Here is a 17,756-nt window from a genome sequence, read left to right as displayed (position 1 = left end):
AGTGTGAAAAAGTGTAGTTTTGTGGGATTTTTTAGAGAAGGTTAAGTCGTGTTCCAAGGCGCGTCCGCGATCACATTAGATGCGAAAGGCAGGATGTCCATTCCGGCCAAGCATCGTGACGCACTGGTGATCCAGTGCGAAGGACGGCTCACGCTTACCAAACACCCGGATGGCTGCCTGTTGATGTATCCGCGCCACGTCTGGGAAGCCAAGCGCGACCAGATCGCCGGGTGGCCGATGTCGGCCCGCGGCTGGCAGCGCATCCTGCTGGGCAATGCCGCCGACGTCGAGATGGATTCGGCCGGCCGCATCCTGGTTGCCCCTGAACTGCGCGACGCCGTCGGTCTTGGCCGCGACGTCGTGCTGTCCGGCATGCTGACCCACTTCGAGATCTGGGATCCGGTCAAGCGCGCCGCAAACGAGCAAGCCACCATCGAGGTGGGCATGCCCGATACCCTGTCCGATTTCTCCTTCTGAGGCCCGGTTCACTATGACGACGACCTCGGTGCCAGAGTTCCAGCATCGTACGGTGCTGTTAGATGAAGCGGTGGATGCGCTCGACCTGGCCGGCGCGCGCGCCAACGGCATTTATATAGACGGCACCTTCGGCCGCGGCGGCCATAGCCGCCTGATCCTGTCCCGCCTGGGCCCGGAAGCCCGCCTGATCGCCTTCGACAAAGACCTGCAAGCTATCGCCAACGCCGAAACCATCGGCGACAAGCGTTTCACCATCGTGCACGACAGCTTCGCCACCATGGCGGATGCGCTGGCCGAACGCGGCATTCCAGCCGTCGACGGCATCTTGCTGGACCTCGGCATCTCGTCACCACAAGTGGACGATGCTGCGCGCGGCTTCAGCTTCCGCAACGATGGCCCGCTCGACATGCGCATGGATACCACGCGCGGTATCTCCGCTGCCGAGTGGCTGGCCACGGAATCAGAAAAAACACTGGAAAAGGTGATAAGGGATTATGGGGAAGAACGGTTTGCTTTTCAGATTGCAAAGGCGATTGTTGCTCGCCGGGCAGTCGAGCCAATTTCAAGCACACGACAGCTTGCCGGTATCGTGGCAGGCGCGGTCAAGACTCGCGAGAAGGGCAAAGATCCGGCCACCCGCACCTTTCAGGCTATCCGGATTTTCGTCAATAAGGAGCTTGAGGACCTCGAATCGGCCCTGAGCCAGGCTTTCGACGCCCTGAAGCCGGGCGGCATCCTGGCCATCATCAGCTTCCACTCGCTGGAAGACCGCATGGTCAAGCAGTTCCTCGCTTCCAAGGCCAAAGTGGAGCAGCCGGACCGGCGCCTGCCGATCAGGGCGGTCGACCTGCCGCAGCCGGAGCTGAAGCTGCTGGCCCGCATCAAGCCGTCCGACAAGGAGGTGGATGAAAACCCGCGCGCCCGATCGGCCGTGATGCGCGTTGCCATGCGCCTGCCTCCGGCCGGAGGCCTGCCATGAGCAACAAGATCAATATCGTGTTGACGGCACTCTTGGTCGCTTGCGGCCTTTCGGCCGTTAACGCGCAATACCAGGCGCGCCACCTGTTCGTGCAACAGGAGCGTGCGGAAACGCAAGCGCGCCAGCTCGATACCGAGTGGGCCCAGCTCCAGCTCGACCAGTCGACGCTGGGCAAGCACGCCCGCATCGAAGAAATCGCACGCCGTGAACTGAATATGACCCAGCTCACCCCGAACCGTACCCAATACCTGACGGAGGGCGAAAAGTGATGCGCTCCAACGGCGGAAACGGAACGGCGCGCGTGGCACGCTCGCAAGGCGTGGCTTTCTCCAAGAGCCCGGTATTGGCGGTGCGACTGCCAAGCTGGCGTTCGCGCGTGGTGCTGTTCGGGATGTTCATCGCCTTCGGCGCGCTGGCGGCGCGTGCGGTCTGGTTGCAGGGCACCTCGAGCCAGCAGCAATTCCTGCAGAAGGAAGGCGCCAACCGCTACCAGCGCATGCAGGAATTGCCGGCCGTGCGCGGCAAGATCACCGACCGCAACGGCCAGGTGCTGGCTTCGTCCATTCCCGTGCGCGCCATCTGGGCTGCGCCGGAGGAAGTGTTGGCGGCGCCGAAGGATAAAATCCGCGCCCTGGCCGGCTTGCTGGAGATGAGCGAGGCCGAACTGCGCAAGAAGCTCGATTCCGACCGCAACCTGGTCTACCTGAAACGCCAGGTCGAGGTGGAAACCGCCGACAAGATCAAGGCGCTGGACCTGGACGGCATGGACATCCGCCCTGAATACAAGCGCTTCTACCCGCAAGGCGAGGTGATGACCCATTTGGTGGGCTTCACCAACGTCGACGACAAGGGGCAGGAGTCGATGGAGCTGGCGCAGCAAAACAACCTGGTCGGCAAGCCGGGCTCGCGCCGCGTCATCAAGGATGGCCGTGGCCGCATTGTCGAAGACATCGGCGGCAAGGTGGAGCCGCACAACGGCAAGGACGTGGTGTTGTCGGTGGACAGCAAGATCCAGTACATCGCCTACACCCAGTTGAAATCGGCCGTGGAGCATTTCGGGGCCAAGGCCGGTGGCGCCGTGGTGCTGGACGTGCATACCGGCGAGGTGCTGGCGCTGGCCAACTATCCAAGCTACGACCCGAACGACCGCCGCAAACTGACCGGTGCGCAGCTGCGCAACCGGGTGATGACCGACACCTTCGAGCCCGGTTCCACGCTGAAACCGATCACGGTGGCGCTGGCGCTGGACAGCGGCCGCGTCAAGCCGACTACCTTCATCGATACCGGCGGCGGCAAGCTGACCATCGCCGACCGCACGATCTCCGATACCAAGGCGCACGGCGTGATCAATGTGGGGCAGATCATCGAAACGTCGTCCAATATCGGTACTTCAAAAATTGCACTCAGCATGCCGGCCCAGGATATGTGGGAAATGTTCACCAAGGTCGGCTTCGGCCAGCAGCCGAAGTGGGGTTTCCCCGGGGCGGTGGCAGGGAGGGTGCGGCCTTATAAATCATGGCGGCCGATCGAACAGGCGACCATGAGTTACGGTAACGGTATCTCGGTGTCGCTGATACAGCTGGCGCGCTCTTACATGATGTTTGCCCGGAATGGTGACACCATTCCTTTGTCGTTTGAGAAGGTCGAAAAAGAGCCGCTGGGCCAGCAGATTATCAAGCCGCAGACCGCCGCGCAGATGCGCGAGATGCTGGAGACCGTGGTGTCCGGCAAGGAAGGCACCGCGCGCAAGGCGCAGATCCCGGGCTATCGCGTGGGCGGCAAGACCGGCACCGCCTACAAGGCGGAGAACGGCCGCTACGCGATGCCGCGCAAATACATCGGCTCCTTCGTCGGCATCGTGCCGATGTCGGCGCCGCGCTTCATCATTGCAGTCATGATCGACGAACCGACCCAGAATGGCCACTTCGGCGCTACGGTCGCAGCACCAACTTTCGCGGCAGTCGCAATCAATGCTTTGCGCGCCTCCAATGTGCCTCCTGACTCCAACGTCACCGAAATCGTGGTGCCGGCGGATAGCGGATCGGAGGCCATGTAAATGACGACGATGAACCATCAAGAAATTATCAGCTGGATGCGCGAAGCTGCGCCAAGCGCGCAACTGGCGTCCGACTCGCGCCGCATCAAGGCCGGCGACGTGTTCTTTGCCTATCCTGGCGACGCCAAGGATGGCCGCACCTTTATCGCGGCCGCCATCGCCAACGGCGCCGCCGCCGTGGTCTACGACGACACCGGCTACGCCTGGGACGGCGCTCACGCTGTGCCGCGCCTCGCCGTACCCGGCCTGAAGCAGCAGGCCGGCCCGATTGCGCACGCCTGGTACGGCCAGCCCGATGCGGGCATGTTCACTGTCGCCGTCACCGGCACCAACGGCAAGACTTCCTGCGCGGTGTGGACCGGCCAGGCGTTGGCCAAGGTCGGCGAAACCACCGCCGTCATCGGCACGCTGGGTGTCGGCATGTTCCGCGCGCGCGGCGAAGTGGAATTCGACGAAACCGGCTACACCACGCCGGACGCCGTGCTGCTGGCGCGCAAGCTGAAGGATGTACAGGCCGACGGCGCCGCCGCGCTGGCCATCGAAGCCTCGTCCATCGGCCTGCACCAGGGCCGCACCGAAGGCATGCATTTCGACGTGGCGATCTTCACCAACCTGACCCGCGACCACCTGGACTATCATGGCGACGAAGCGAACTACGAGGCCGCCAAGACCATCCTGTTCGATTGGCCGGGCCTGAAGCATGCCGTGCTGAACCTGGACGACCCGATGGGCCACCGCCTGGTGGCGCACATCAAGGCTTCCAAGGCGGCGCGCAAGCCGGTCATCATCGGCTACACGCTGAAAGACATCAAGGCGCAACCGAATGTGCCGGGTATTTCGATGCTGCGCGCCAGCGCGCTGCGCAGCCGCAACCTGGGCACGGAGTTCAACCTCGATTCGACCTTCGGCCATGCCCATGTGCGTACCCAACTGGTCGGCCCGTTCAACGTGAGCAATGCGCTGGCCGTGCTGGCCGCGTTGCTGGCGAAGGGGATCGCCTTCCGCACCGCCATCGACGGCATCGAATCGCTGCAGCCGGCCCCGGGCCGCATGCAGCAGATCGGCGGCCAGGAAGCGCCGATGGTGGTGATCGACTACGCCCATACGCCGGATGCGCTGGAAAAGACGCTGGAAGCGCTGCGTTCCGTGGCGGCCGACCGCGGCGGCCACCTGTGGTGCGTGTTCGGCTGCGGCGGCGACCGCGATCCGGGCAAGCGTCCGCAGATGGGCCGGATTTCGCAGATGGCGGAACATGTGCTGGTCACCAGCGACAATCCGCGCAGCGAGGATCCTGCTGAAATCATTCGCCAGATCACGGCAGGCATGGACCCGCAACATCCGAATTCGGAATTCCTGACGGTGGAAGACCGCGCCGCCGCCATCCTGTCCGCAGTGCGCAATGCCGGCAAGGCGGACGTGATCCTGCTGGCAGGGAAAGGCCATGAGCCTTACCAGGAAATCAAGGGCCGCAAGATGCCGTTCTCGGACGCCGAGCACGCCCAGCTTGCGTTGTCGGCACGCCTTACCATGATGAGGCCGCACTGATGCGCAGCACTATCGCCCATATCCTGCCTGCGCTGAGCGGCGCCCGGCTGCATCACGGCGTGCTGTCCAATGACGCCGCGCTGGCGCTGGACTTCGACGGCGTGTCGACCGACACCCGCACGGTCGGCCCCGGCCAACTGTTTGTCGCCCTGCGCGGTGAAGTGTTCGATGCCCACGATTTCCTGCAGCAGGTGGTCGCCAAGGGCGTGGCTGCGGTTGTCGTCGAAAAGCTGCCTGAGGGCTGGACCCTGCCGGCCATCGTGGTGCCGGACACCCTGTTGGCGCTGGGCCAGATCGCCAACTACTGGCGCAATCAGTTCGCGCTGCCGGTGATCGGCGTAACCGGCTCCAACGGCAAGACCACCGTCAAGGAAATGATCGCCTCCATCCTGGCTGCCGCCCATGGCGAAGAGGGACGGCTGGCAACGCGCGGCAACCTGAACAACGAGATCGGCGTGCCGCTGACGCTGTTCCGCCTGAATGCTGCGCACCGTTCCGCCGTGGTGGAGCTGGGCATGAACCATCCGGGCGAGATCGGCCGCCTGAGCGCCATTGCCGCGCCGACCATCGGCATGGTGAACAACGCCCAGCGTGAGCACCAGGAATTCATGCACACCGTGGAAGCGGTGGCGCGCGAGAACGGCAGTGTGTTGACGGCATTGCCGGGCGACGGCGTGGCCGTATTCCCGCATGGCGACGAATTCACTCCGATCTGGCGCGAGCTGTCCGTCGGCCGGCGCGTGCTGACCTTCGGGCTCGATGCGGCCGCCAACGTGAGTTGCACCTACACCGCCGGCGACTTCGGCTCCGGGCTGGAAGTGACCGTGCGCCCGGCAGCCAACGCGCACGCCGCAGGCCATGGCGCCGCCGCGTCGTTCTCCGCGCCGGACGCGGTGCAGCGCCACTTCAGCGTTTCGCTGCAGGCCGCCGGCGACCACAATGTCCGCAATGCGCTGGCCGCGATTGCCTGCACCTATGCAGCCGGCATCGACACTTCCACCATCCGCACAGGGCTGGAAGCGTTCGCGCCAGTGAACGGCCGCCTGCAGAAGAAGCAGGCCGCCAACGGCGCGCTGCTGATCGATGACACTTACAACGCCAACCCGGACTCGGTGCGCGCCGCCATCGACGTGCTGGCCAAGGCCAGGGCGCCGCGCGTGCTGGTGCTGGGCGACATGGGTGAAGTCGGCACGCAAGGCAAGGAGTTTCACGAAGAAGTCGCCGCCTATGCTGCGACGAAAGGCATCGAGCACTTCTTCGCCACCGGCACGCTGGCCTCCCACATGGCGCCTCATGCCGAGCACCACCAGGAATTCGACGCGCTGCTGCAGGCCGTAAGCGCCGCAGTAACGCCGGATGCAACCGTATTGATCAAGGGCTCCCGCTTCATGAAGATGGAACGGGTCGTGCAGCATTTGATTGGATCGCAACACGCTACAAAGGAAACACACTAATCATGCTGCTCTGGCTGGCACAAATCCTGCAGGACGACATCGGGGCTTTCCGCCTCTTTAACTACATCACCTTCCGCGCTGTGATGGCTACCATCACGGCCCTGCTGATCGGCCTGATCGCCGGTCCCGCCGTGATCCGCAAACTGACTGTCATGAAGTACGGCCAGGCGGTGCGCACCGACGGCCCGCAGACCCACCTGAAGAAGCACGGCACCCCGACCATGGGCGGCGTGCTGCTCTTGATCGCCGTCGGCATCGCCACCGTGTTGTGGTGCGACTGGTCGAACCGCCTGATCTGGCCGGTGATGATCGTGACCATGGGCTTCGGCGCCGTGGGCTGGGTGGACGATTACCGCAAGGTGGTGCGCCAGGACCCGGAAGGCATGCGTTCGGCTGAGAAATACTTCTGGCAGTCGCTGGTCGGCATCGCCGCCGCGCTGTACCTGGCCTTCTCGGTGTCGGCGCCGACGCCGGCCAAGGTGTTCGAGCTGTTCTTCCAGTGGGTACAGTCGGGCTTCTCGATGGACCTGCCGCCGAAGGCCGACCTGATCGTACCGTTCGTGAAGACCATCAGCTACCCGCTGGGCGTATGGGGCTTCATCGCGCTGACCTATTGCGTGATCGTCGGCACCTCGAACGCGGTGAACTTCACCGACGGCCTGGACGGCCTGGCCATCATGCCGACCGTGATGGTGGGTTCGGCCCTGGGCCTGTTCGCCTACCTGACCGGTTCGGCAACCTATTCGAAGTACCTGTTCATCCCCCACATCCCAGGCGCCGGTGAGCTGATCATCTTCTGCGGTGCGATGGCGGGGGCCGGCCTGGCCTTCCTCTGGTATAACGCGCACCCTGCGCAAGTGTTCATGGGCGACGTCGGCGCACTGGCGCTGGGCGGTGCGCTGGGTACCATCGCGGTGATTGTGCGGCAGGAAATCGTCCTGTTCATCATGGGCGGCATCTTCGTGGCGGAGACGCTGTCGGTGATCATCCAGGTCGGCTGGTTCAAGTACACCAAGAAGCGCTACGGCGTCGGCCGCCGCGTGTTCCTGATGGCGCCTTTGCACCACCACTTTGAACAGAAGGGCTGGAAAGAGACCCAGGTCGTCGTGCGCTTCTGGATCATCACGATGATGCTGGTGCTGGTTGGCCTGTCTACCCTGAAGCTGCGCTGATGATCTACAACGGCAAAATTGCACTGGTACTGGGGCTCGGCGAATCGGGCCTGGCGATGGCGCACTGGCTGGCGCGCTGCGGCGCGCTGCTGCGCGTTGCCGACACGCGCCCGGTGCCGGATCGCCTGCCGCTGCTGCGCGAGCAACTGCCCGGCACGCAGTTCATTTCCGGCCCGTTCAACGCGGCGCTGCTGGACGGCGTGGACTTTGTCTGCGCCAGCCCGGGCCTGGGGCCGAACAAGGAACTGGCCGAGATCATTCCGGCTGCGGCCGAGAAGGGCATTCCCGTCTGGGGCGAAATTGAGCTGTTCGCCCAGGCGCTGAAATGGCTGAAGGACGACCGTGCCTACGCGCCGAAAGTCATCGCCATCACCGGCACGAACGGCAAGACCACTGTCACCAGCCTGACCGGCCAGCTGTGCGAACGCGCCGGCATGTCGGTACGCGTGGCCGGCAATATCAGCCCGGCCGCGCTGGACGTGCTGCGTGAAGTGATGGAGAACGATACCCTGCCGCAAGCCTGGGTGCTCGAGCTGTCCAGCTTCCAGTTGCACACCACCTACAGCCTGAACGCGGACGCGGCCACCGTGCTGAACGTCACCCAGGACCACCTGGACTGGCACGGCAGCATGCAGGCCTATGCCGACGACAAGAAGCGCATCTTCGGCGACGACACCGTGCGCGTGCTGAACCGCGACGACAAGTGGACCATGGCGATGGCCAACCCGGTCGGCGAAAACGTCACCTTCGGCACCGATGCGCCGGAGTTGGCGCACAGCTTCGGCCTGGTCAATGAGCGCGGCGTGTACTGGCTCGCCACCGCCGAACCGACCGACGACGCCGAGCCGCCGAAGCGCCGCAAGAAAAACGACCCGCCGCCACCGCCGGTGGAGTGCTACACCAAGAAGCTGATGCCGGCCGATGCGCTGCAGATCCGCGGCACCCATAACGCGTCCAACGCGCTGGCCGCGCTGGCGCTTTGCCGCGCCATCGGCCTGCCGTTTGCGCCGCTGTTGCACGGCCTGCGCGAATACAAAGGCCAGCCGCACCGCGTGGAACTGGTGGCCTCGATCAACGGTGTTGATTACTACGACGATTCCAAGGGCACCAATGTGGGCGCGACTGTCGCCGCGCTGGTGGGCCTGGGCCAATCCTTCGGAGGGAGCGAGCAAAAGCTGGTCGTGATTGCCGGCGGCGACGGCAAGGGCCAGGAATTCGATCCCCTGGCCGGCCCGGTGCGCCGCTTCGTGCGCGCCGTGGTGCTGATCGGCCGCGATGCCCCGGCCATCCGTACGGCCTTGGAGCCGACCGGCGTGAAGATGGAAGACTTCGCAACGCTGGAAGAAGCGACCAGGCGCGCCGCAGCCTTGGCCGACGCCGGCGATGCCGTGCTGCTGTCGCCGGCTTGCGCCAGCCTGGACATGTTCAAGAACTATGCGCACCGCGCGCAGGTGTTTATCGACACCGTGCGCGGGATCGCACTGGATGCGGGGCAGGAGATCTGATGGCAATCCAGCTTCCATTCCGCTTCGGTGGCTCCGAGTCTCCAGCTCCGCTGGATGGACGCGCACGCCATTCGAAGATGATGGAATACGACCAGCCGCTGGTCTGGTCGGTGCTGCTGCTCATGCTGTTCGGGATGGTTATGGTGTATTCCGCCTCGATCGCGCTGCCGGATTCGCCCAAGTTCGCCGCCTACAAGAATCACTTCTTCGTGCAGCGCCAGGCGATCTTCATTGCCATCGCCATGGTGGCGGCAGCTGTCGCCTTCCGCGTGCGCGTGGAAATCTGGCAGAAAGCCGCGCCCTACCTGTTCATTGCCACGCTGGTGGCGCTGGTGCTGGTGCTGGTGCCCGGCCTGGGCGTCAACGTGAACGGCGGCCGTCGCTGGCTGAACCTCAAGCTATTCCAGTTCCAGCCGTCCGAGCTGATGAAGCTCTTCATCGTGCTGTATGCGGCAGACTACACCGTGCGCAAGCAGGAATTCATGCACCGCCTGTCCAAGGGCTTCGCGCCGATGGCGCTGGCGGTGGCGTTTGTCGGCCTGCTGCTGCTGCTGGAACCCGACCTGGGCGCGTTCGGCGTGATCGTCTGCATCGCCATGGGCATCCTGTTCCTGGGCGGCGTCAACGCGGTCTGGTTCGGCGGCATTGCCGGCATGCTGGTGACGATCTTCGTTGCCATCATCTGGCTCTCGCCATTCCGCCGCGCGCGCCTGTTCGCCTACCTCAATCCGTGGGAAGAAGAGAACGCCCTGAACAAGTCCTACCAGCTGACGCACTCGCTGATTGCTTTCGGCCGCGGCGAGATCGGCGGCGTGGGCTTGGGCGCCAGCGTGGAAAAACTGCACTACCTGCCGGAAGCGCATACCGACTTCCTGCTGGCGGTGATCGGCGAAGAGCTGGGCATGATCGGGGTGCTGGTCACCATCGGCATGTTCTACTGGATCGTCAAGCGTGCTTTCGACATCGGCCGCCAGGCTATTGCCATGGACCAGACTTTCGCCGGCTTGGCCGCAAAAGGCATCGGCATCTGGATCGGCGTACAGACTTTCATCAATATGGGCGTGAATCTCGGCTTGCTGCCAACCAAAGGCCTGACCCTGCCGCTCATGAGTTATGGCGGCACCGGCATCATCATCAACTGCGTGGGCCTGGCGATCCTGCTGCGCATCGACTTCGAGAATCGCCAGATGATGCGGGGAGGGCGCGTATGACCAAGCGCCTGATGATCATGGCGGCCGGCACTGGCGGCCACATTTTCCCCGGCCTGGCAATCGCCCAGGCCATGCGTGCCCGCGGCTGGGAAGTTTCCTGGCTCGGCACCTCGCACGGCATGGAAACGGAACTGGTGCCCAAGCATAACGTCGACATGGACGTGGTCCATTTCAGCGGCATGCGCGGCAAGGGCCTGGCGCACACCATTGGCGGTGCATTCAAGATGATTGGCGCCTTCATTGACTGCTTCCGCTTCATCGGCAAGCGCAAGCCCGATGTGGTGCTGGGCATGGGCGGCTATGTCTGCGTGCCGGGCGGCGTGATGGCCAGGCTGCGCGGCGTGCCGCTGGCCCTGGTGAACGCCGACGCGGGCCTGCTGCTGTCGAACAAGACGCTGGCGCCGATGGCGAAGAAGGTCTTCTTCGGCTTCACGGCCGATTTCGGCGCGGTGGCCGGCAAGGCAGTCGTCACCGGCAATCCGGTGCGCAAGGAAATCCTGGCGCTGCCGGCGCCCGGACTGCGCTTCGCGGGCCGGGAAGGCGTGCTGCGCATCCTGGTGGTGGGCGGCAGCCTGGGCGCCAAGGCGCTCAATGAAGCGCTGCCGGCCGCACTGGCGCTGATCGCGCCGGAACAGCGCCCGCTGGTGACCCACCAGTCGGGCAAAAAGAATATTGAAGCCCTGCGCGCGGCTTACGCGCAGGCGCATGTGGAAGCAAACGTGGTCGATTTCATCGACGACATGGCAAGCGCATATGCGCAGGCGGACGTGGTGATCTGCCGCGCCGGTGCCATCACCGTGTCGGAACTGACTGCCGCCGGCGTCGCCAGCGTGCTGGTTCCCCTGGTGGTCTCGACCACCAGCCACCAGCGCGATAACGCGCAATGGATGGCCAAGCAGGGCGCGTCCATCCACATGCCGCAGACGGAACTGAATCCGGAAAGCCTGGCAGCGCTGCTGCAGACGTTGAACCGCAGCACCTGCCAGAAGATGGCGGCCGCGGCGCTTGCAGTGGGCAAGCGCGATGCGAATGACGCCATCGCACAAGAATTGGAAGCACTAGCATGAAACATAAAGTAAAGAACATTCACTTCGTCGGCATCGGCGGCAGCGGCATGAGCGGCATCGCCGAAGTGCTGGTGACGCTGGGCTACAACGTCTCCGGCTCGGACCTCGGCTCGAATGCCGTGACCCAGCGCCTGGTCGACATGGGCGCTATCGTGCACCAGGGCCACGACGCAGCCTTCATCGGCAACGCGGACGCGGTGGTTACCTCGACCGCCGTCAAGGCCGACAACCCGGAAGTGCTTGCCGCGCGCGCGCGCAAGATTCCTATCGTGCCGCGTGCCGTGATGCTCGGTGAACTGATGCGCCTGAAACGCGGCATCGCCATTGCCGGCACCCACGGCAAGACCACCACCACCAGCCTGGTGGCGTCGGTGCTGGCCGAGGGCGGCCTGGACCCGACGTTCGTGATCGGCGGCCGCCTGACCGCAGCCGGCGCCAACGCCAAGCTCGGCTCCGGCGAATACCTGGTGGCCGAGGCGGACGAATCCGATGCGTCGTTCCTGAACCTGACCCCCATGATCGAAGTCATCACCAACATCGATGCCGATCATATGGAGACCTACGAACACGATTTCGAAAAACTCAAGCAAGCCTTCGTGCACTTCACGCACCGCCTGCCGTTCTACGGCCGCGCCATGCTGTGCGTCGACGACCCGCACGTGCGCGCCATCATCCCGCAGGTGACCAAGCCGGTCACCACCTATGGCTTCGCGGAAGACGCTGAAGTGCGCGCCGTGAACGCGCGCGCAGTCGGCACCCAGATGCACTTCACCGTGCTGCAGGAGGGTTTCCCGGACCTGGACATCGTGCTGAACCAGCCCGGCTTGCACAACGTGCAGAACGCCTGCTCGGCGGTCGCCATCGCGCGCGAGATCGGCGTGCCGGATACGGCAACGCAAGCCGGCCTGGCAGGTTTCGCCGGCGTGGGCCGCCGTTTCACCAAACACGGCGAAGTGGCCATCCCTGCGGGCGGCAGCTTCACCCTGGTGGACGATTTCGGCCATCACCCGATTGAAATGGAAGTGACCACCGCCGCCGCGCGCGCCGCCTATCCTGGCCGCCGCCTGCTGCTGGCCTTCCAGCCGCACCGCTACAGCCGCACGCGCGACCTGTTCGAAGACTTCGCCAAGGTCCTGAGCACGGTCGACGTGCTGGTGCTGTCCGATGTGTATGCGGCGGGCGAGGCGCCGATCGTGGCCGCCGACGGCCGTGCGCTGGCGCACGCGATCCGCGCGCGCGGCAAGGCAGAGCCGGTATTCGTCGAAAACATCGCCGACATGCCGGAAACAATCATGAACGTGGTGCGCGACGGCGACGTCGTGCTCACGATGGGCGCGGGCTCGATCAGCGGTGTCCCTGCAAAACTCACGAACTGGAAGGCTTGACGCGATGACGAAACTGACTGCACAAGAAGCGCAAGCATTCGGCAAGGTGGGCGTGCTGTTCGGCGGCACATCCGCCGAGCGCGACGTGTCCATCATGTCCGGCACCGGCGTGCTGGCAGCCCTGCAAAGCCAGGGTGTGGACGCCCATGCCTTCGACCCGGGCCAACGCTCGCTGGCCGAACTGGCCGACGAAGAATTCGACCGCGTGTTCATTGCCCTGCACGGCCGCTACGGCGAGGACGGCAGCATCCAGGGGGCGCTGGAACTGCTGGGCATCCCGTACACCGGCTCCGGCGTGATGGCCAGCTCGGTGGGCATGGACAAGATCACCACCAAGATCCTGTGGCTGCGCGAAAACCTGCCGACCCCGGAATACGCGGTGCTGGGCGCCGATTCCGACCTGGACGCGGAAGCTGCGCGCCTGGGCCTGCCGCTGATCATGAAGCCGCCGCACGAAGGTTCGACCATCGGCATCACCAAGGTGAGCGACAAGGCCGGCCTGAAAGCCGCCTACGATGCCGCCGCGGCGATGGACGACTGCGTGCTGGCCGAAGAATTCGTGGAAGGGCGCGAGTTCACCGTCGCCGTGCTGGGCACCGGCAAGGATGCGCGCGCGCTGCCGATCGTTGAAATCGTGGCTCCGCAAGGCAACTACGACTACCAGAACAAATACTTCACCGACGACACCAAGTATTTCTGCCCGCCGCAGCTGGACCAGGCGATGCAGGACGACATGCAGCGCCTGGCCGTAGCGGCCTACCGCGCCGTCGGTTGCGAAGGCTGGGGCCGGGTCGACGTGCTGCTGCGCGCGAAAGACAACAAGCCGTTCCTGCTGGAGGTGAATACCTCGCCAGGCATGACCAGCCACTCGCTGGTGCCGATGGCTGCCCGCGCGACCGGCGTGAGCTACGAAGAACTGTGCGTGGAAATCCTGCGCACCGCACGACTGAAGCTGAAGAAGTAAAGGACCGAAAACGCTATGTGGCACGACGTCAAAGCCTTGAATGCATCCGCCAGCGGCCTGTTCGCGCTGTCGGTGCTGGCTTGCGTCGTTGCCGGCGTGTGGTGGGTGGCAAATCGTCCCGTATTCGATTTGCGCGCCATCCGCGTTGAAACCATGGACAAGTCGGAGTTCAAGCATGTGAACCACCTGACGCTGCGCAACGGCACCCAGGGCCGCCTGCTTGGCAACTTCTTCACCGCCGACCTGGAACAGGTGCGCAAGGTGTTCGAGTCGGTACCGTGGGTACGCCGCGCCAGCGTGCGGCGCGAGTGGCCGAACCAGCTGATCGTGTCGCTGGAGGAGCATGAGGCACTCGGCACCTGGGGCGAAGACGGACGGCTGCTGTCGGTGAAGGGCGATGTCTTCACCGCCAACCTGGCCGAAGCGGAAGAGGATCACGAGCTGCCGGAGTTTTCCGGCCCGGACGGCAGCGAGAAGGAAGTATTGGCGCGCTACGGCGAGTTGAAGAACTGGTTTGCACCGGCCAGCCTGATCCCGAAGGGTGTGGCCCTGTCGGGACGCTATGCCTGGACGGTGAAGTTGGACAACGGCGCCAGTGTGGCGCTGGGACGCGAGGCAACGCATGACACCCTGCATCAGCGGGTGCAGCGCCTGGTCGGAATCTGGCCGCAGATTTCCAGCCGCGTGCCGAATATTGAAACGATTGATATGCGCTACCAGAACGGCCTGGCTTTGAGCGCAGCGGGATTGAAGATCCCGTCGGATACGAAGAAACGTTGAAAGCAGGGCATAGAGATGACTAAAGACGCTAAAAACCTGATCGTCGGCCTCGACATCGGCACCTCCAAAGTGGTGGCCGTGGTGGCCGAGGTGATGGGCGATGGACGCCACGAGGTGATTGGCCTGGGCCAGCACGAATCCAGCGGCCTGAAAAAAGGCGTAGTGGTGAACATTGAAGCGACCGTCGAATCGATCCAGCGCGCGCTGGAAGAGGCGGAGCTGATGGCCGACTGCAAGATCCGCAATGTGTATGCAGGTATTGCGGGCAGCCATATCCGCAGCTTCAATTCCAGCGGCATGGTGGCGATCAAGGACAAGGAAGTCACCGCCACCGACGTGGCGCGCGTGATCGAAACGGCCAAGGCGGTCAACATCCCGACCGACCAGCAGCTGCTGCACACCGTGCCGCAGGAATTCATCGTCGATTCGCAGGACGACGTGCGCGAGCCGATCGGCATGAGCGGCATCCGCCTGGAAGTGAAGGTGCACATCGTGACCGGCGCCGTGAGCGCGGTGCAGAACATCGTCAAGTGCGTGCGCCGCTGCGGCCTGGAAGTGTCGGACCTGATCCTGCAGCCGATGGCTTCGGCCGATGCGGTGCTGACCACCGACGAGAAGGAACTTGGCGTGGTGTTGATCGACATCGGCGGCGGCACCACCGACGTGGCGGTGTTCAGCGACGGTGCGATCCGCCATACGGCCGTGATCCCGATCGCGGGCGACCAGATCACCAACGATATCGCGATGGCGCTGCGCACCCCGACCGGCGAAGCGGAGGAAATCAAGATCCGCTACGGCGTGGCCAAGCAGGTGCTGGCCGATCCGGGCGAGCACCTGGAAGTGCCGGGCCTGGGCGACCGCGGTCCGCGCAACCTGTCGCGCCAGGCGTTGGCCGCGGTGATCGAACCGCGCGTGGAAGAACTGTTTGCGATGGTGCACCAGGTGGTGCGCGAGTCCGGCTACGAGGGCGTGCTCTCGTCGGGCATCGTGCTGACCGGCGGCACCTCGATCATGCCGGGCATGGTGGAGATGGCGGAAGACATCTTCCTCAAGCCTGCGCGCCTGGGCACGCCGGACTACCGCGGCCAGTTGGCCGACGTGGTGCGCAGCCCGCGCTATGCAACCGTGTTGGGCCTGTTGTTGGAAGCTAAGAAGCAGTATCTGCGCGGCCACATCGTGACGCGCCAGGATGGATCGGTAAAGGCAGTGTGGCAGCGCATGAAGGAATGGTTCCTGGGTAACTTTTAAATACTAATTTTTCAATAATAAACCCCTGCAGTTTTCAATCTCCAGTTCTCCTATTCATATGAGGCCTGGCGCTTGAAAACCGCATTCTAGATAGGAGTAAATCATGGAGTTTGATATGGTTGATAACGCAACACTGGGAACGGTCATCAAGGTCGTCGGCGTTGGCGGTGCAGGCGGCAATGCCGTCCAGCACATGATCAACAAGGGCATGAGCGGTGTGGAATTCATCGCCGCCAATACCGACGCACAAGCGCTGGCCGCCTCCAAGGCAAGCAACATTATCCAGATCGGCGCGAGCGGCCTGGGCGCGGGCATGAAGCCTGACGTCGGCCGCGCGCTGGCGGAAGAATCGCGCAGCCGCATCGAAGACGCGCTGCGCGGCGCGCACATGGTGTTCATCGCCGCCGGCATGGGCGGCGGCACCGGCACCGGCGCAGCGCCGATCGTGGCGGAAATCGCCAAGCAGCAGGGCGCGCTGACCGTGGCGGTGGTTTCCAAGCCGTTCTCGCACGAAGGCCAGAAATGCCTGGACATCGCCGAGGCGGGCCTGGACGCGCTGTCGCAGAACGTCGATTCGCTGATCGTGATCTGCAACGAGAAGCTGGAAGAGATCTACGAAGACGAATCGCTGATCGAGTGGTTGCAGCACGCCGACGACGTCCTGAACAACGCCGTTGCCGGTATCGCCGAAATCATCAACGTGCCTGGCCACATCAACGTCGACTTCAACGACGTGAAGACCATCATGGGCGAGCAGGGCAAGGCGATGATGGGTACCGCCACCGCTTCCGGCGTGGACCGCGCACGCGTGGCTGCCGAACAGGCGGTTGCATCCCCGTTGCTGGACGGCGTCGACCTGGCGGGCGCACGCGGCGTGTTGGTGAACGTCACCGCATCGCGCGGCCTGAAAGGTAAGGAAATCAAGGAAGTCATGGCTGCCGTACGCGCCTTCGCCGCACCGGATGCGTCGATCGCACAAGGCATCGCCTACGACGACGCGATGGGCGACGATATCCGCGTGACCGTGGTGGCCACCGGCCTGGGTAAAGCCAAGAAGCACGTGCAACTGGTACCGCAGCAGCAACTGCGCACCGGCACCCACGGCGGCAACCCGCTGAACGTCAACGCAGGCCTGGGCGGCGGTGCGGCAACTGCAGCGGTGGGCGGTTTCGGCAACGCAGGCTTCTCGGGCGTGTCGTCCGACGTGCAGAAGCAGCCAGCCGTATGGCGCCGTGAGTCGGCCACCGAGCAGGTCAACGCACTGGCCAAGTCGGGCATGGAAACCTACGACATTCCTGCCTTCCTGCGCAAGCAGGCTGACTAAATAAGGTCAGCCGCGCCGCCGGATCACGCATCCGGCGGCGCGGAGTTATACTCTGGGTTTTCACAAGAAGGAGAACCCGAAATGACCATCAAGATCGGCGACAAACTGCCGGAAGGCCAGCTGTCCGAATTCATCGAAACCGAGACCGAAGGCTGCTCTCTCGGCCCGAATACCTTCAATGTGCAGGACCTCGCCAAAGGCAAGAAGATCGCGATCTTCGGCCTGCCAGGCGCCTACACCCCAACCTGCTCCGCACAGCACGTGCCAGGCTACGTCAAGCACGCGGCCGACCTGCAAGCCAAGGGCGTGGATGAGATCTGGTGCATTTCCGTGAACGACGCCTTCGTGATGGGCGCATGGGGCCGCGACCAGAAAGCCACCGGCACCGTCCGCATGATGGCTGACGGCAACGCTGCTTACTCCAAGGCCCTGGGCCTGGACGCAGACTTCTCCAAGTTCGGCATGGGCACCCGCTCCCAGCGTTACTCGATGCTGGTGGAAGACGGCGTGGTCAAGCAACTGAACGTCGAGCAAGGCGGCAAGTTCGAAGTGTCGAACGCCGAGACCATGCTGGGCCAGCTGTAAGCGC

16 protein-coding genes are annotated in these 17,756 nt (G+C 64.1%); all 16 read left to right on the top strand.

Features of this window, described 5'->3' with window-relative positions; translation table 11 throughout:
* The first annotated feature begins 48 nt into the window (after positions 1-48).
* Positions 49-477 (top strand): division/cell wall cluster transcriptional repressor MraZ, encoded by a 429-nt coding sequence (gene mraZ, locus BM269_RS13140; RefSeq protein WP_090437456.1) that lies wholly within the window; start codon positions 49-51, stop codon positions 475-477.
* A complete protein-coding gene (gene rsmH, locus BM269_RS13135; RefSeq protein WP_373994390.1) occupies positions 464-1,456 on the top strand; it encodes a 16S rRNA (cytosine(1402)-N(4))-methyltransferase RsmH in 993 nt (330 codons plus the stop codon). Before mraZ ends, rsmH begins: the two co-directional genes overlap by 14 nt.
* Positions 1,453-1,725, top strand: a complete 273-nt coding sequence (gene ftsL / locus BM269_RS13130; RefSeq protein WP_090437454.1) for a cell division protein FtsL — start codon at positions 1,453-1,455, stop codon at positions 1,723-1,725. Before rsmH ends, ftsL begins: the two co-directional genes overlap by 4 nt.
* A complete protein-coding gene (locus BM269_RS13125; protein ID WP_090437453.1) occupies positions 1,725-3,512 on the top strand; it encodes a peptidoglycan D,D-transpeptidase FtsI family protein in 1,788 nt (595 codons plus the stop codon). Before ftsL ends, BM269_RS13125 begins: the two co-directional genes overlap by 1 nt.
* Positions 3,513-5,057 carry a UDP-N-acetylmuramoyl-L-alanyl-D-glutamate--2,6-diaminopimelate ligase gene (locus BM269_RS13120; RefSeq protein WP_229204631.1) on the top strand — a complete coding sequence of 515 codons (1,545 nt, stop codon included), beginning with the start codon at positions 3,513-3,515 and terminating at the stop codon, positions 5,055-5,057. It begins immediately after the preceding gene.
* A complete protein-coding gene (murF, locus tag BM269_RS13115; protein WP_090437452.1) occupies positions 5,057-6,511 on the top strand; it encodes a UDP-N-acetylmuramoyl-tripeptide--D-alanyl-D-alanine ligase in 1,455 nt (484 codons plus the stop codon). The genes BM269_RS13120 and murF overlap by 1 nt, the downstream gene beginning before the upstream one ends.
* A 2-nt stretch (positions 6,512-6,513) precedes the next feature.
* Complete coding sequence (gene mraY / locus BM269_RS13110) at positions 6,514-7,683, top strand: phospho-N-acetylmuramoyl-pentapeptide-transferase (protein ID WP_057261926.1); 1,170 nt, start codon at positions 6,514-6,516, stop codon at positions 7,681-7,683.
* On the top strand, positions 7,683-9,188 hold the full coding sequence (gene murD, locus BM269_RS13105; protein ID WP_090437451.1) for a UDP-N-acetylmuramoyl-L-alanine--D-glutamate ligase: 1,506 nt from the start codon (positions 7,683-7,685) through the stop codon (positions 9,186-9,188). Before mraY ends, murD begins: the two co-directional genes overlap by 1 nt.
* Positions 9,188-10,399, top strand: a complete 1,212-nt coding sequence (gene ftsW / locus BM269_RS13100; RefSeq protein ID WP_090437450.1) for a putative lipid II flippase FtsW — start codon at positions 9,188-9,190, stop codon at positions 10,397-10,399. Before murD ends, ftsW begins: the two co-directional genes overlap by 1 nt.
* The gene (murG, locus tag BM269_RS13095) at positions 10,396-11,466 is read left to right on the top strand and encodes an undecaprenyldiphospho-muramoylpentapeptide beta-N-acetylglucosaminyltransferase (RefSeq protein WP_229204630.1); all 1,071 of its coding nucleotides are present in this window, start codon (positions 10,396-10,398) and stop codon (positions 11,464-11,466) included. The genes ftsW and murG overlap by 4 nt, the downstream gene beginning before the upstream one ends.
* Positions 11,463-12,851 (top strand): UDP-N-acetylmuramate--L-alanine ligase, encoded by a 1,389-nt coding sequence (murC, locus tag BM269_RS13090; RefSeq protein ID WP_090437449.1) that lies wholly within the window; start codon positions 11,463-11,465, stop codon positions 12,849-12,851. The genes murG and murC overlap by 4 nt, the downstream gene beginning before the upstream one ends.
* A gap of 4 nt (positions 12,852-12,855) precedes the next feature.
* Positions 12,856-13,815: a D-alanine--D-alanine ligase gene (locus tag BM269_RS13085; RefSeq protein WP_090437448.1), complete on the top strand. Its 960-nt coding sequence runs from the start codon at positions 12,856-12,858 to the stop codon at positions 13,813-13,815.
* 15 nt (positions 13,816-13,830) lie between these two features.
* Positions 13,831-14,595, top strand: coding sequence for a cell division protein FtsQ/DivIB (locus tag BM269_RS13080; RefSeq protein ID WP_090437447.1), 765 nt, complete (start codon positions 13,831-13,833; stop codon positions 14,593-14,595).
* A gap of 15 nt (positions 14,596-14,610) precedes the next feature.
* Positions 14,611-15,843: a cell division protein FtsA gene (gene ftsA, locus BM269_RS13075; RefSeq protein WP_055932698.1), complete on the top strand. Its 1,233-nt coding sequence runs from the start codon at positions 14,611-14,613 to the stop codon at positions 15,841-15,843.
* Between the two features lie 103 nt (positions 15,844-15,946).
* Positions 15,947-17,167, top strand: coding sequence for a cell division protein FtsZ (gene ftsZ / locus BM269_RS13070; RefSeq protein ID WP_090437446.1), 1,221 nt, complete (start codon positions 15,947-15,949; stop codon positions 17,165-17,167).
* A gap of 81 nt (positions 17,168-17,248) precedes the next feature.
* A complete protein-coding gene (locus BM269_RS13065; protein ID WP_090437445.1) occupies positions 17,249-17,752 on the top strand; it encodes a peroxiredoxin in 504 nt (167 codons plus the stop codon).
* Positions 17,753-17,756: the final 4 nt, after the last annotated feature.

The sequence above is a fragment of the Duganella sp. CF458 genome (assembly GCF_900113115.1).
Taxonomy (GTDB): Bacteria; Pseudomonadota; Gammaproteobacteria; order Burkholderiales; family Burkholderiaceae_D; genus Rugamonas.
This window is presented reverse-complemented; position numbering and strand designations above follow the sequence as displayed.